Here is a 14720-nt window from a genome sequence, read left to right as displayed (position 1 = left end):
CCGCTATCGCCCCCGCAGAAGTGACCGCGGCCCCGCGCCGCATCGGTGTGATGGGCGGAACATTCGACCCCATCCACCACGGGCACCTCGTGGCGGCGAGCGAGGTTGCCGACCGTTTTGACCTCGATGAGGTCATCTTTGTGCCGACGGGCGAGCCATACCTGAAGCCGGATGCCACGGGAAGTGAGCACCGGTACCTGATGACGGTGATCGCCACGGCGTCAAACCCGCGCTTCCGTGTGAGCCGCGTCGACATCGACCGCGGCGGGCCCACCTACACGATCGACACGCTGACCGATCTCGCACAGCAGTATCCCGACGCCGAGCTCATCTTCATCTCGGGGGCCGACGCCATCGCGCAGATCGTCGACTGGAAAGACCACGAGGCGCTGTGGCCGCTGGCGCACTTCGTCGCCGTGACACGCCCCGGCCATCAGCTCAGTATTCGCGACCTTCCGGAGGGGCGCGTAAGCTGGATCGAGATCCCGGCGCTCGCGATCTCGTCGACCGACTGTCGTGATCGCGTCGCCCGCGACGCCCCGGTCTGGTATCTCGTGCCCGACGGCGTCGTGCAGTACATCGCCAAGCACCAGCTGTATCGGAGAAACCCCGCATGAGCGCGCCGAACGACCCGCCGCTGACGCGCCGGGAAGCCCGGCGGCTGCAGCAGCTTGCTGACGAGGCAGCCGCCGCGGCCGCGGCCGGCCAGCACGCTGACCCCGCCGTGCCGAGCGTGCCCGGCTCCGCGTCGGCTGCATCCAGCGCGAGCGCGAGCGAACCGGGTGGCGACCCATTGGCCTATCGCACGCAGGTGCGGCCCGCGATTCCCCGCCATGAGCCCGCGACCGTCGGGTCTGCCGCCGCCCCGGGCAGCGGCTCGGCTGTCTCCGCGCCGGCGCGGCCCGACAGCGTTCCCGACGCGCCGACCGCCCCGTGGGCGGCCGCGCCCGGATCGTTCCGGCGCCGTGACTTCGCTCCGTCGGCGCCGTCGGGCGACGCGCCGCAGAGTTTCGCGACCGAGCGCCCCGACCAGCCGCTCGACTATCACACGCAGGGTCGCAGCCCCTTCGTGCCGGTGCCCGATCTCGTTGAGCCTGCTGAGCCGCCGATCGTGCGCGACGTCGCACCCGCCTCAGCGCCCGAGCGACCCCTGTCGCGCCGCGAGTTGCGCGCGCTGGCCGGAGCCGAAACCGACACGGTCGACGAGTCGGCATCTGCGCCCGCCGTGTCGCCGAGCCCCGAGTCCCCGCCCGCTCCCGCGATCCTGCCGGGCGAGGCCGCCGCGCCCCACGCCCCGGAGGTTTCGAGCCACTGGTCGGTCGGTGTGCACGACGATGAAGACCCCTTCACCAACACGTTTAGCCGTCAGGTGGGCTCAGCGGCCACAAGCACCAACGCGCTCGTCCTGCCCGAGATGCCGCGCGGTGACCTGGCCGGCCCCGTTGAGGGCACGGGTGAAATCATCATCACCGGCATGATCGACGTTCCGCGCAGCGTCGCCTCGACGGGCGCCGTGCCGTCGGTGCACGACAGCCCCGACATCGACGACGTCTTCGATGTCGATACCGAGTACGCGTCGACAGACTCGGCTCCGGTCAGTGCCATCAGTGCGGTGAGCAGCCACACCGCGACGCGCGACGTCATGGGCGGCCGGAAGGCACGACGCACGGGCGTCCTGACCACAGTGCTCGTCAGTTCGACCGTCGTCCTGGCCGTTGTCGCAGTCGCCCTGTTCGTCGTCGCGGCCGTGAATGGCCTGTTCTGATGACCGTCCGCTCCAACCCCCGAAAGGCACTGTGACCGCCTCCGATCGCGCCATTGAGCTCACCGCCGTCGCCGCGCGCGCGGCCGACGCCAAGCAGGGGGAGGATCTGGTCGCGCTGGACGTGTCGGGGCCCCTTCCGCTCGCAGATGTCTTCCTTCTGGCGACCGGGCGCAGCGAGCGCAACGTGCTCGCCATTGCCGACGAGGTCGAAGACCGCATGATCGCGGCGGGAGCCAAGCCGCTCCGGCGGGAGGGTCGCAGCGAGGGCCGCTGGGTGCTGCTCGACTTCGGCGACGTCGTCGTGCACGTGTTCCACGAGGAAGACCGCCAGTTCTACTCGCTCGAGCGTCTCTGGAAAGACTGTCCCGTGATCCCGCTCGACCTCACCGACCCCGCAGCAGCCACGGCCGAAGCGCCCGAGTAACCAGCGGCAGCCCCACGTACGTCATCAGGGGCGACACGATCGCGACCAGCGCGAGCACGCGCATCCACAGCGGCCAGTCGGCGCTGACCGGAGCCAGGGCGGCGTTCGTGCCGAGACTGAGCGGGTAGAAAACCAGCACGATCGCGACCATCTGCTTCCAGCGCGGGGGAGTGGGCGTCGGCGTGGGGACTGTCTCGACGCGGCGAGGCGTGTCGAACCAGCCCTCGATGCCCGTGCGGCGCTCCTGACGCGCGTCTTCGGCGAGACCCCGTGCCGTGCTGATCCACCAGCGCCGCTCCTCCGACGACTCCCAGCGCTCGAGTGACGCAGCATCGGCGAAGCGGAAGAGCATGTGCCACTCGTCCGACTGCTCATCCGGCCGGACCCAGCCCGAGCCGAGATAACCGGGCGACTCGCGGAGGAGGTCTTCGCCAGCCCGCGCCCAGGCGGCGAACTCGCGGGCCCGCTCGGGCGGAACGGTGCGGGTGATCGAGACGGTGACGGGCTCGGAAGTCATGCCTCCATCCAACTGCCCCACGGCGTGCCGCGCGAGCCCGCGTGGAATTGGTACCGGGCCGCGGCGTGTACTACTCTGGTCGAGTTGCCCCGCCGACGGCGAGCGGCGACCAACGAGGGCCTGTGGCGCAGCTGGTAGCGCACCTGCATGGCATGCAGGGGGTCAGGGGTTCGAGTCCCCTCAGGTCCACCACGACGACCCGGCTTCGGCCGGGTCTCGTCGTATCCGGCGCCTGCTGTCCCGACCCGCGGGGCGGCGCGTCGGTGGTCGCGGCTCTGGGCCCGCGACCCGGCCCGAAAGGACCACCGTCGTGAGCGACGTCACCTCCCGCCCGCACGCCGACCCACTGCGGATGCACTCGGTCACCGCCGAGACCACCGCGATCGTCGACATGGTGCTCGATTACGCCCGCCGCCGCCTGCTCGATACGGCGACGCCCCTCGACAAGCCGATGCCTCCAGCAGAGTTGCGGCGTCTCGCCTCCGGGTCGATCTCCGAGGACGGACTGGGCGGCCGCCGAGCTCTTGCCTTGTTCGAAAACGTGCTGGCTCCGGCCTGCCTGACGATCGACCACCCCGGCTACCTCTCGTTCATCCCGTCGGCTCCGACGAAGGCGGCGAGCGCGTTCGACCTGATCGTCTCAGCGACGGCCGTCTACGGGGGATCGTGGATGGAGGGCTCTGGCGCGGTCTTTGCCGAGAACGAGGTGCTCGCGTTCCTGGCCCGCGAGTTCGGCCTCCCCGACTCGGCCGGGGGCGTCGTGGTGCAGGGCGGCACGATCGGTAACCTGTCGGCGCTCGTTGCCGCGCGCGATCACGCGGCCCGCCGTCTCAGCGAGCGGGGCGTACCGCGGCCTGATCGCTGGGTCATCATCGCGAGCAAAGAGGCGCACTCGTCGATCGCCTCGGCGGCGCGGGTCATGGATGTTGACGTCGTGAAGGTCGCGGTCGACGACACCGGTGCTCTGCACGGCGACCAGGTGCGCCCCGCCCTTGAGCAATACGGCGATGCGGTGATCGCGGTAGTCGCGACGGGCGGTTCCACGAACTTCGGCATCGTCGATGACATCGCGTCGATCGCGGCGGTGACCGATGAGCGCGACGTCTGGCTGCACGTCGACGGAGCGTACGGTCTCGCGGCCGCGCTCGCGCCCTCGGCGCGGCACCGATTCGCCGGTATCGAGCGGGCGGATTCCCTCATCGTCGACCCACACAAGTGGTTGTTCACGCCGTTCGACGCGTGTGTGCTGCTGTACCGCGACCCCGCGATCGCCCGCGCCGCTCACACGCAGCACGCTGAGTATCTCGACACGCTCACTGATCGCGACGAGTGGAATCCCAGCGACTACTCGATCCAGTTGACGCGCCGGCCCCGCGGTCTCCCGCTGTGGTTCTCGTTGGCCACGTTCGGCGCGGCGGCCTACCGCGAGGCGATTGAAGACTCACTTCAGCTCGCTCAGCGCATTGCCGACGAGATTCGCCTCCGTCCAGAACTGCGACTCGTGCGCGACCCCCAGCTGTCGGTCGTCGTGTTCGAGCGGGAGGGCTGGGAGGCCAGTGACTACGCGGCGTGGTCCGAGCGCCTTCTCGACGATCAGCGCGCTTTCGTCGTGCCGAGTTCGCACGCGGGTCGGCCCAACACGCGGTTCGCGATTGTGAGTCCGCGCACCTCGTTCGAGCTGCTGACGAGCATCCTCGACACCATGCGCTGACCTCTCGGCGCACGTTCGGCGTTCCGTCGGCTCGGCGGGCATACGCTCGTGCCATGAGCCACGACGCTGTCCCCGACCCGCTGCTCGACAAGGCGTTGCGCACGCACACGGATTACGGCCAGGAGCACCTGGACGAGCACGAGCTGGCTGCCGACCCGTTTACACAGTTCACCGCCTGGCTCGCTGAGGCCGCTGCGCGGCAGGTCTACGAGCCGAACGCGATGGTGATCGGCACGATCGACCCCGACGGCCGGCCGTCGTCGCGTACCGTGCTGCTGCGCGGCGTCGATGAGCGCGGGTTCGCGTTCTACACCGACTACACCTCGCGCAAGGGGCGCGCCCTGATCGCGAACCCGGGCATCTCTGCGGTTTTCCCGTGGTATCCGCTGCACCGCCAGGTGCTCATCTACGGCGAGGCGCACACGGTCGACGAGGCCGACTCTGACTCCTACTTCTCAAACCGACCCCGGGGGGCGCAGATCGCCGCCTGGTCGAGCGACCAATCGCAGCCGATCGACGGGCGCACGGCTCTCGAGCAGAAGGTGCGCGACACCGAACAGCGGTTTGCCGACGCCGAGGTGGTGCCTCGACCCGAACGGTGGGGTGGTTTCCGCATCGTGCCGCACCGGGTGGAGTTTTGGCAGGGACGCACCTCGCGCCTGCACGACCGACTCGTGTTCGAGCGGCAGGGGACCGGCTGGGCGGTGAGCCGCCTGCAGCCGTGAGCGGCCGGCGGGAATATCGCGCGCATCCTTCTGGTTCTTTTTGATACGTTTGCATAAATCAGCGAGAGGATGCGCGCAATGGCCCGCGAGATCGACCCGGCAGCCGTCGAATTCGGCATTAACACCTTCGGTGACGTCACTCAGCGACCCGACGGCACCATGACACCGTACCCGCAGGTGCTGCGGGACGTCGTGCAGGAAGGCATCGTGGCCGACCAGGTCGGTATTGATGTCATGGGGGTGGGCGAGCACCACCGAGACGACTTCGCCGTGTCGGCACCCGACGTTGTGCTCGCCGCGATCGCCGCCAAGACCGAGCGGTTGCGGGTGAGCTCGGCGGTGACCGTGCTGTCGAGCGACGACCCGATCCGGGTCTTCCAGCGTTTCGCCACCATCGATGCCATCTCCGGGGGACGCGCCGAGATCATCGCGGGCCGCGGCTCGTTCACCGAGTCGTTTCCGCTGTTCGGGTTCGAGCTGAGCGACTACCAGGTGCTGTTCGAGGAGAAGCTCAACCTGCTCGCCGAACTGCTCAAGGAGGATCCCGTGACCTGGTCGGGCTCGATTCGACCGCCGCTGGATGGTGTGCAGGTCTACCCGACGACCGAGAACGGCATCCGCACCTGGATCGGTGTCGGGGGAAGCCCGGAGTCCGTCGTGCGCACCGCGCACTACGGGTTCCCGCTCATGCTCGCCATCATCGGCGGCGAGCCCGCGCGCTTCGCGCCCTATGTCGACCTGTTCGACCGCGCCCTCGACCAGTTGGGCAAGGAGCGGCAGCCGGTCGGCGTGCACTCGCCCGGCTACATCGCTGACACCGATGAGCAGGCCGCGGAGGAGCTGTGGCCGCACTACGAGGTCATGTACTCGCGCATCGGGCGCGAGCGAGGCTGGGGCCCGACGACGCGCGCACACTTCGAGCAGGAGATTCGCCACGGCTCGCTCTATGTCGGATCGCCGGAGACGGTAGCCCGCAAGATTGCCGACACGATTCGCGTGCTCGGCGCCGAGCGGTTCGACCTCAAGTACGCCACCGGCCCTGTCCCGCACGGCAAGCTCGTGCACGCGCTGGAGCTGTACGGGCAGAAGGTCATTCCGATGGTTCGCGAGCTGCTCGCCGAGCAGCCCGTTGCTGCCGGAGCGTCGACGAGCGCCCGCTAAGACGGGTGCATCATCGCTGGCGGCGGCCCCGTGCCGTCGCCAGCTTGTCGAGTTCTGAGACGGCGACCACCGTCGAACCGATCAGCAGGCAGGCGAGCCACTCCTCGAGACTGAGCGGCGCAAGGCTGAGCACCGTGTTGCCCACCTCTGTTGCGGTGGCCAGATAGTGCAGCGCGAGCGACCCTACCGCCGACGCCAAGAGAAACGGGTTCGAGAGGGGGTTGAGCCGGAACAGAGACCGATGCTCGGCGCGCGCGTTGCCCGATTGGAAGAAGTTCACAGCGACGACAACCGTGAGGGCAAGAGTGCGTGCGTGCTCGTCGGAATAGCCGTTGTCGATCGCCCACGAGAACGTGAGGATGATCACCGCAGCCATCCACAGTCCCGTGATGACGAGTCGGCGCCACAGCGTGGGAGACAGAAGCCCTTCGCTGCGCGGGCGAGGTGACCGCTGCAGCTCTCCGCCCTCCGCGGGCTCGAACGCGAGCGCCACATCTTGCAGGCCGTTGGTTACGAGGTTGATCCACAGCACTTGGATCGGCAAGAACAACAGGGGAGCGTCGGCGAAGACGTTGATGCTCACCGCCGTGATGACCGCCGCAGCGGTAGACAGCAAAAAGTAGGTGGCCTTGCGGATCGCGGCAAAGGTCACACGCCCCTCGCGAACGGCCGTGACGATCGTCACGAAGTTGTCGTCGGTCAAGACGAGGTCGGCGGCTTCACGCGCGACATCGGTGCCACTGGCACCCATCGCCACCCCGATCGACGCCGCGCGGAGGGCGGGAGCGTCGTTCACTCCGTCTCCCGTGACGGCGACGACATCGCCCCGAGACTGCAGAACGTTCACGATGCGGAGCTTGTCCTGCGGCGAGACGCGAGCGGCGACGTTCGTCTCTCGGAGGCGCGCGGCGAGCACCTCGTCGTCGATCTCAGCCATCTCGGCGCCGGTGATCGCCGGGGTGTGACTCGTGATGCCCAGGCGCTGCGCGATGGCTTCGGCCGTCACCGGGTGATCACCGGTGATCATCATCACGCTGATTCCCGCATCGTGGCACTGGGCGACGGCCTCGGCAACGCCGGGCCGTGGCGGGTCGGCCATACCCTCCAGCCCGAGAAAGGTCAGGTCGTCGGGAGGCGGCACGACACCGTCGGCCCACTCATCAGCGCGAATCGCGCGTGTCGCCGTGGCGATCACGCGCAGCCCCCGGTGAGCCATCTCGTGATTGGCGGCGTGCGCGGCATCGCGATCGATCCCCTCGTCTCCGCGTGAGGTGCGCCACCGTGTGCTGCGCTCGATGAGGGCATCGGGTGCACCCTTGACGACAAGGAGATACTCGCCGTCGGGACCGGTCACAACCGTCTGCGAGTAGCCGAGCGAGGGCTCATACGCCGTGTGAGCGTGTCCGCGGCTGCCGACCTCCTCGGGCGAGATCACTCCGAGGCGTACAGCAACTGATGCCATCGCGACATCGACCGCGTCGCCCACGAAACCACCGCGCGCATCGACATTCGGCGTCGCCTCGTTCGTGAGTGCGCCTGCCAGCACCATCTCGGCGAGCAGGGGGTCGCCATCGGGCACGAGTGATCCGTCGGATTCCAGGCTGGTGCGCCCGGTCGGGGTCCACAGTTCTTCGACGGTGAGCAGGTTCTGCGTGAGCGTTCCGGTCTTGTCTGAGCCGATAACGGTCGTTGACCCGAGCGTCTCGACGGCGGGCAGGGTGCGAATGACGGCGCGGGCGCGCGCCATCCGTGCGACGCCGATACTCAGGGCGATGGTCAGGACCACCGGGAGAGCCTCGGGAATGGAAGCGACGGCGAGAGCAACGGCCGAGAGGAACACATCGCCGAGATCGCCGCCGAGTACCAGCCCCGCCACGAAGACGACGGTGCAGACCGCCCCGACGACGATGCCAATGCGCGCCTCGAGGCGATGAAAGAGTCGTTGCAGCGGGGTTGCCGGCGGTGCAGCCTGGACGAGGTCGTTGATGAGGCCTAGCTCCGTTGCCGGTCCCGTCGCGACCACCACCCCGATGGCCCGCCCGCTCACCACAAAGGTGCCCATGTAGGCCATGCTGTGCCGGTCGCCGATTCCGCTCGCCTCGGGCACGGGTGCGGCTGTCTTTGTTGCCGCCAGCACTTCCCCGGTCAGCATCGACTCATCAATCTGCACCAGCGCGGCGTCGAGAACGCGAAGATCGGCCGGTACGCGCTCGCCGCTCTCCAACATGACCACGTCCCCCGGAACAAGATCCGTGGCGTCCATCGTTGAGACGCGGCCGTCGCGGCGCACACGGCACACCGGATTCGTGAGTCGCGTCAACGCCCGTATTTCCGCCGCGGCTTTGCGTTCCTGCCAGAAGCCGATGGAGGCGTTCAGAATGAGGACGAGCACGATCGCCCCCGTGTCGAACCACTTTTCGAGCACCGTGGTGACCGCCGCCGCTCCGACCAGGATCAGGATCAGGGGGCTGCGGAATTGCCGCGCAAGTACGAGCCACGCGGGCGTGGGAGGGGTGGACTCGAGGGCGTTGGGTCCGACCACCGCTCGCCGCTGCCGGGCGTCGTCGTCGGTGAGCCCGTCGAGGCTGCTACTCAGCTCGGAGAGCACCTCGGCGACGGGGCGGGCGTGCCACGGTGGCGTCACTGCCTCGGTGCTCATGACAGCGACGTTACCCACCGGGGGTGACGAGCACTATGGACTTCGGTCCCGATCCGTCATCGGCCGACGGGTCGCGCACGCCCTCAGCTCAGGGTTCCTGCTCCGACCAGCACGGTCACGGTGGCCAGCGCCGCGGCCATCACCACCCGGAAGAGCCACCGAGACCGCGGCGCCCGAATGAGCAGCACAATCGCGGACACGACGCACGCGACGGTGAGTGCTGACCCGATCATGCTCAGTACCGTGACCATTTCGGTGCGGCTGGCGCCGTAGACGCCGAGAGCGCTCGCGGTCGCGAGGGCTCCAATCGCCAGACCAATGGATGCGCGTGGCGTGATGAGGTGCGGAATCGCGCGCATGCCCTGTCGCCGGTCGTCGTCGCGGTCTGGTGCGACGTTCGCGAAGTGTGCCGCAATGCCCAGGAGGGCGCCCGCACCCGTCGCCCACGTCGCGGCGACGCTCGGAGGGTCGGCCGCCAACGTGATCACGGAGGGGAGGGCGCCGAAGCCAACGGCGTAGCACGCCGTGGCCGCGAGAGTGCGCTTGAGTCCGAGGTTGTATGCCCAGCCGGAGGCGAGCAGCAACGCATGGGCGATGGCGGCCGCGACGCCGAGCGTCAGCGACAGGGCCACCGCGAGACTCGCGGCGACGATCGCGCACCCCATGAGGGTTGCCGACGAGACCTCGTCGCGAGCGACGGGTTTGTCGCGCCGCCCCGCCTCGCGGTCGCGAGCGGCGTCGATGGCGTCATTCGACCATCCGATGGACAGTTGATTAGCCAGTACCGTCGCGATCACGAGAAGCGTCGTGGCCGGGTTCAGCCCGACCGAGATGGCGAGCCCGCTCGATACGGCCGTGACGACGACGGTCGGCCCGGGGTGCGACGAGGCCAGCAGGGTGCGGAGGCGGGGCCACATTGCCCCAGGTTAGGGCGTCACGACCGGAATCCCTGTTGCGCTCGACGCGGAGGACACGCTGCCCCCGTTCACGAGGTCGGTGAAACCGAGCTCTGTCATGCGGGCGATTGCCTGCCCCGAGCGGTTGCCGCTGCGGCAATACACGACGTAGTCGCCCGCGGGGTCGAGCTGCGTGATGCGCTCGTCGAAGTCAGCAGACTGCACGTCGATGTTGATCGCTCCGTCGAGGTGCCCGGTGGCAAATTCTTCGGGCGTGCGGACATCGATGATCACGGTGTCTGCCGCCACCTCAATCGAACCGCCGTTAGGGGAGCAGGCGGCGAGTCCGAGCGCGAGGCCGATCGTCGCGACGATGGTGAGGAGTAAACGGCGCATGGGGTCTCCAATCTGATGGCACGGAGAGCCTATCAGATACCCCGGGGGGTATGCCCGCCTACAGGGTGGGCAGCTGGAAATCGACGATTCGCTCGGGCAGGTTGTTCTCGCTGACCGACTTCGGCGCGGGATTCGTGGCCGATGCGGGTTGAAGCGTCGCGACGGCACCGAGTGCCGAGCCGATCACAATGGCAGCTGCCGACGCAGCCATGATTGCCCCGGTCACAACCGTGAGCTTCTGGTGACGCTCGAGAGTGATCACGATGGCGCCAACGATCACCAGAGCGGCGGCGGTTCCAATAAGGGTCAAGACCATGATGTTCCTCGTCGGGTACGGGAACGGCGCTGCGGCGGGTACCGCGAGCGGGTTCGAGCGGGTATGTCGTCGTGCTGTCGTTGGGTACGACGGTCCGTTGGGGAGCGGACCTGAGCTCAGGATACCGCGGTGGATCGATTCCCTGCCAGCATTTCGCGGCCCCACTTCGGGCGACATGCCGCCAAGATGGTCACGTGACCGATCGTTCGCCCGAGATTCTGCATCGCGATGTTCTTGACGCCGTCGCGTCCTCCCTCGGGTCGGAGGTTGTCGCCGCGCACGCCCTGCAGATCGAGCCCACCGGAAGCGGATTCACCCACGGTTATCGCGTCAGTCTGCGCGACGCGGCAGGTGCCGTTGCCGACCACACCGTTTTCGTGGAGACGTCTCCCCCCGACACGACCCGCCCCGGTGTCCTCACGCTCACCCAGCCCGACTCGGGGGAGCGCGTTGACGTGTGGGTCTATCCGGCAGATCCCGCCTTGCCCGCCTTGCGAACGGCCGTGTATGCCGAGGCCGCGGGAATCGTGCTGGCGCGTCTCGGCCTTCCCGTCGACGAATTGCGCGTCAGTCTTGCGGCGTACCGGCCGGGCAAGCGGGCGGTCGTCCGCGTCGACACGGCGCAGACCTCGTATTTCCTGAAGGTTGTGCGCCCGCCGACGGCCGAGCCCCTGCAGGCCAAGCACACCCACTGGCGCAACGAGGGCGTGCCGGTACCCGCGGTTCTCGGCTGGAGCGAGGAAGGGCTGGTCGCGATGGAGGCGCTCGCCGGTTCCGAGCTCATCGGAGTCCTCGACCGGGTGTCGAACCCTGACGTACTGCTCGACGAGATTCAGCACCTGGTTGGTCAGATCGCGAGCGTCACGTCGACGGCGCCTGCGCGGGCGTCGCTCGTGCGACGCCTCGACTGGTACGAAGAGCGGCTGATTGAGCAGCTTCCCGACTATGACGGGCTGATCGAATCAACCGCCCGCACCATCGCGCGGCGCTACAAGGCAGGAGGCACGCCCCCGCCCGAGCGCACCGTGCACGGTGACCTCCACCTCGCGCAACTGCTGGTCGACCCCGCCGCACCCGCAACCATCACGGGAGTACTCGATATCGACACGTCGGGCTGGGGCGATCCGGCAGACGATGCCGCTGCCCTCTACGCCCACCTCATTGCCACGGTCGTACACGACGGGGGCTCGCGCGCAACCATTCGGGCTCGCCGCTGTTCCGTGCTGGCCGACGGATGGCGCAGGCGCTGGTTCCGGTCATCCGAGCCCGGACTGGCCGACCGCGCCCACGCGATCAGCGCGGTGCAGCTGCTCGGCCACGCGCTCGCGCGCTCAGCGGCCGGCTCGCCGGACGCTGCGATCCTCATCGAGCGAGCTCATCGCATGGTGTCGGCTGACGACCGGCCGCTGACGTCAGCGAGCTGGTGAGCGTTGGCGGTGGATGAGAAAGCTCTCATCCGCGCCTCCTGAAGCTCTCATCTGCGCCATTCACGATCGATGACATGGACACGAAGAGTTGGATTGCCGCGGGGGCCGCGTCGGTTCTCGGGCTCGGCGCCCTCGCATCGGGTGCACTCACCGTCGCAAATGCGATGCCCCTGTACGACGTTTCGACGGCAACTGATGTGCCGCCCATCACCACGGTTGCTGCTGACGCCAAGGCGTTTTCTGGCACGGGCGACGTTCGTTTCTGGGTGCAGCAGTCCACCGTGACGCCCACCCCGACGGCTCCGACGCCGAGCGCGGCGACTCCGTCTCCGGCGTCCTCTGCGGCGCCCGCCCCGGCGCCAGCGCCCACCGTTCAGCAGGCCCCGGCCCCGGCTCCGCAGCCCGTCGCTCCCGCCCCGACGGGCAGTGTTGATAGTCCAGACAGCCCCGACAGCGTCGACAGCGTCGACTAGACGACGTCACACCAAGCGGTACCCCATGCCGCGCACCGTCTCGATGCGGTCGGCGCCGATCTTGCCGCGCAGGTAGCGAACGTACACATCGACGACGTTGGAGCCGGGGTCGAAGTCGAACCCCCACACACGGCTGAGCAGTTGCTCGCGCGACAGAACCTGCTCGGGGTGCTGCAAGAACTGTTCGGCGAGCCCGAATTCGCGTGCGGAGAGATCCATGCTCGTGTCTCCCACCGTGATGCGTCTGGTGCGGAGATCGAGGCGAAGATCGCCGTGCTGGAGCACCTGTTCTGCGCTGCTCTGTTGCCCCGACTCCCGTAGCCGCAACCGCACGCGTGCAACAAGCTCGTCGAACTTGAACGGTTTTGGCAGGTAGTCGTTGGCCCCGCCGTCCAGCCCGGCGACAGTGTCCTCGACGCTGGAGCGCGCCGTGAGCATGATGATGGGAACGCTCGAGCCGCTCTCCCGCACCCGCTTGAGCACCTCAAAGCCGTCGAGACCCGGCAACCCCACGTCGAGCAGAACCAGGTCGAACGAGCCCGTCATGAGGTAGTCGACGGCGTCGCGGCCCGACGCGACCACCGTTGGCGTGTAGCCGGCGGCGGCGAGCCCTTTCTCAATGAATGTCGAGATGCGCTCTTCGTCTTCCACGATCAGGATGCTGGTCATCATCGCCCTTCCGTGTCGATATCGACGGGATCCCCGTCGCCGTCGGCCAGGGATGCGCCGGCGGCGACGGGCGCACCGTCCGACATGTCGAGCGGTACGACGATGCCGAACCGCGATCCCGCGGGGGAACTGTCGAGACGGACATGTCCGCCGTGGCCGCGCGCAATGGCTGCCACGATCGGCAACCCCAGCCCGGATCCCGCGATGCCGCGGCCGGTGTCGGCACGGCCGAATCGTTCAAAGATGCGCTTGTGCGCGTCCTCGGGGATCCCCGGGCCTTCGTCGGCGACCCAGAACTCGACCGTGTCGTGGTGCACTCGTGACGCGAGACGAATGACGGTGCCCGCGGGCGAGTACTTCGCAGCATTGTCGGCCAGTTGCAGCCACGCCTGGGTAATGCGTGTTGCCGACAGGGGAGCGACAGCCTCCGCTACGGCGTCGAGCTGCCACTCGTGACCGGCGATGGCACGTGCTTTGGCGAAGACCTGTCGGGTGAGATCGGCCACGTCGGTGGGCTCGGTCAGCATCGTCGCCATCGACGCCTGGGCGAGCACATCGATGTCACTCACCAGTTCGCTCATCCGGTCAAGCTCGTCGATCGCGAGCGCACGGGTGGCGTCGACCTCGTCGGGCGCATTCGGGTCGAGCAGCTCCAGGTGACCGCGCACGATGGTGATGGGTGTCGTGAGTTCGTGACGCACATCGTCCAGCAGTTGTCGCTGCGCGGTTGCCGACTCGTCGAGCCGTTCGAACATCCCGTTGATTGTCTCGGTCAGACGCGACACGTCGTCGCGACCGGTCACGGGGATGCGCTCGCTGAGATCGGTGCCGGTGATGCGCGACGCGGCTGCCGTGACATCACGGATCGGGCGAAGGAGTCGACCAGCGACGAACCAGCCGACGACACCGATCGCAAGCAGCGTGATGCCGGCGATGATCGCGTACGTCGCGAATGCGCTGTCGATGTCGTCGAGTTCGCCCTGGATCTGATAGCCCGTTGCGTACACGCCCACCGCCGCGTCGTCGGCGATCGTGACGGGTGCGGCGATGTAGCGAATCGCTCCGTCTTCGGTAAAGGCCGTGCCGATGCTGACGACTCCGTCTCGGGCCTCCGACCAGACGCGTTCCATGAAGGCGTCGTCGTCGAACATCTGAAAGTCGACGTCAACGGGCGGGATGTAGACGGGGTCTCCATCGATCATCGCGACGCTGCTCTCGCTTCGGCCCGGAATGATGCCCTGCATGATGCGCACCATCGCCTCGTCGACGCTGGCGGGCGGAGTCACCGGGTCGGGAGACGCCGGAGCGTCGGCGTCCTCACTAGTGACCGCGTCGCGAGGAAGGCCGGTGGCGATGGCGCGGGCTGACTCGACCGCGGTGAACAGCTCGTCGTCAATCACGTCGAGGACACGCTCGCGCTGAAGGAGGTACGCGCTCGCTCCCGCAACGGTCATCCCGAGCGCGGTGATCACCAGAATCACGCCGAGGATGCGGGAGCGCACTGACCAGCGGGGGAGTGTCAGTGCGGCCATCTCGTCATTATCGACCGCGGCGGGTGCGAATCGGCCTCAGATGAGAGGA

15 protein-coding genes and 1 tRNA gene are annotated in these 14720 nt (G+C 68.1%); 9 read left to right on the top strand and 7 right to left on the bottom strand.

Annotated features, from left to right (window positions below; translation table 11 throughout):
* The first annotated feature begins 5 nt into the window (after positions 1-5).
* From nadD to rsfS, 3 genes are read left to right on the top strand one after another with little or no spacing between them, the layout of a single operon-like run.
* Positions 6-617, top strand: a complete 612-nt coding sequence (gene nadD, locus ACK4SC_RS02405; RefSeq protein ID WP_409614840.1) for a nicotinate-nucleotide adenylyltransferase — start codon at positions 6-8, stop codon at positions 615-617.
* Positions 614-1765 carry a hypothetical protein gene (locus ACK4SC_RS02400; RefSeq protein WP_409614476.1) on the top strand — a complete coding sequence of 384 codons (1152 nt, stop codon included), beginning with the start codon at positions 614-616 and terminating at the stop codon, positions 1763-1765. Before nadD ends, ACK4SC_RS02400 begins: the two co-directional genes overlap by 4 nt.
* 31 nt (positions 1766-1796) lie before the next feature.
* A complete protein-coding gene (gene rsfS, locus ACK4SC_RS02395) occupies positions 1797-2189 on the top strand; it encodes a ribosome silencing factor (protein WP_409614475.1) in 393 nt (130 codons plus the stop codon).
* Here the strand turns inward: rsfS and ACK4SC_RS02390 are convergent.
* On the bottom strand, positions 2149-2706 hold the full coding sequence (locus tag ACK4SC_RS02390; protein ID WP_409614474.1) for an antibiotic biosynthesis monooxygenase: 558 nt from the start codon (positions 2704-2706) through the stop codon (positions 2149-2151). The two genes, rsfS and ACK4SC_RS02390, sit on opposite strands and share 41 nt — an antisense overlap.
* Positions 2707-2822: 116 nt before the next feature.
* Between ACK4SC_RS02390 and ACK4SC_RS02385 the strand changes: the two genes are divergently transcribed.
* The 4 genes from ACK4SC_RS02385 to ACK4SC_RS02370 all read left to right on the top strand — a co-directional run bounded on the left by ACK4SC_RS02385 (position 2823) and on the right by ACK4SC_RS02370 (position 6303).
* Positions 2823-2898, top strand: a tRNA-Ala gene (locus ACK4SC_RS02385).
* A gap of 118 nt (positions 2899-3016) precedes the next feature.
* Positions 3017-4417: a pyridoxal phosphate-dependent decarboxylase family protein gene (locus ACK4SC_RS02380; protein WP_409614472.1), complete on the top strand. Its 1401-nt coding sequence runs from the start codon at positions 3017-3019 to the stop codon at positions 4415-4417.
* Positions 4418-4470: 53 nt separating this feature from the next.
* Positions 4471-5142 carry a pyridoxamine 5'-phosphate oxidase gene (gene pdxH / locus ACK4SC_RS02375; RefSeq protein ID WP_409614470.1) on the top strand — a complete coding sequence of 224 codons (672 nt, stop codon included), beginning with the start codon at positions 4471-4473 and terminating at the stop codon, positions 5140-5142.
* Positions 5143-5220: 78 nt separating this feature from the next.
* Positions 5221-6303 (top strand): LLM class flavin-dependent oxidoreductase, encoded by a 1083-nt coding sequence (locus ACK4SC_RS02370; protein ID WP_409614468.1) that lies wholly within the window; start codon positions 5221-5223, stop codon positions 6301-6303.
* A gap of 10 nt (positions 6304-6313) precedes the next feature.
* On the opposite strand, the gene ACK4SC_RS02365 is transcribed toward ACK4SC_RS02370, so the two are convergent.
* The 4 genes from ACK4SC_RS02365 to ACK4SC_RS02350 all read right to left on the bottom strand — a co-directional run bounded on the left by ACK4SC_RS02365 (position 6314) and on the right by ACK4SC_RS02350 (position 10570).
* Positions 6314-8962 carry a cation-translocating P-type ATPase gene (locus tag ACK4SC_RS02365; protein WP_409614466.1) on the bottom strand — a complete coding sequence of 883 codons (2649 nt, stop codon included), beginning with the start codon at positions 8960-8962 and terminating at the stop codon, positions 6314-6316.
* An 83-nt stretch (positions 8963-9045) separates the two neighbouring features.
* Positions 9046-9879: a UbiA family prenyltransferase gene (locus tag ACK4SC_RS02360; RefSeq protein WP_409614464.1), complete on the bottom strand. Its 834-nt coding sequence runs from the start codon at positions 9877-9879 to the stop codon at positions 9046-9048.
* A gap of 9 nt (positions 9880-9888) precedes the next feature.
* A complete protein-coding gene (locus tag ACK4SC_RS02355) occupies positions 9889-10254 on the bottom strand; it encodes a rhodanese-like domain-containing protein (protein WP_409614462.1) in 366 nt (121 codons plus the stop codon).
* A gap of 58 nt (positions 10255-10312) precedes the next feature.
* Positions 10313-10570 carry a hypothetical protein gene (locus tag ACK4SC_RS02350; protein ID WP_409614461.1) on the bottom strand — a complete coding sequence of 86 codons (258 nt, stop codon included), beginning with the start codon at positions 10568-10570 and terminating at the stop codon, positions 10313-10315.
* Positions 10571-10764: 194 nt separating this feature from the next.
* Between ACK4SC_RS02350 and ACK4SC_RS02345 the strand changes: the two genes are divergently transcribed.
* Entirely contained in the window at positions 10765-11997 is a 1233-nt protein-coding gene (locus ACK4SC_RS02345; RefSeq protein ID WP_409614459.1) for a phosphotransferase family protein, read from the top strand.
* A gap of 74 nt (positions 11998-12071) precedes the next feature.
* The gene (locus ACK4SC_RS02340) at positions 12072-12470 is read left to right on the top strand and encodes a hypothetical protein (protein ID WP_409614457.1); all 399 of its coding nucleotides are present in this window, start codon (positions 12072-12074) and stop codon (positions 12468-12470) included.
* A gap of 6 nt (positions 12471-12476) precedes the next feature.
* Here the strand turns inward: ACK4SC_RS02340 and ACK4SC_RS02335 are convergent, their stop codons facing one another.
* Complete coding sequence (locus ACK4SC_RS02335) at positions 12477-13139, bottom strand: response regulator transcription factor (protein WP_409614838.1); 663 nt, start codon at positions 13137-13139, stop codon at positions 12477-12479.
* Positions 13139-14671, bottom strand: coding sequence for a sensor histidine kinase (locus ACK4SC_RS02330; protein ID WP_409614455.1), 1533 nt, complete (start codon positions 14669-14671; stop codon positions 13139-13141). The genes ACK4SC_RS02335 and ACK4SC_RS02330 overlap by 1 nt, the downstream gene beginning before the upstream one ends.
* Positions 14672-14720: the final 49 nt, after the last annotated feature.

Origin of the sequence: Microcella sp. (assembly GCF_046293215.1) — a bacterium.
Lineage (GTDB): Bacteria > Actinomycetota > Actinomycetes > Actinomycetales > Microbacteriaceae > Microcella.
The sequence above is the reverse complement of the archived record's forward strand: the minus strand, read 5'-3'. Positions and strand labels throughout refer to the sequence as shown.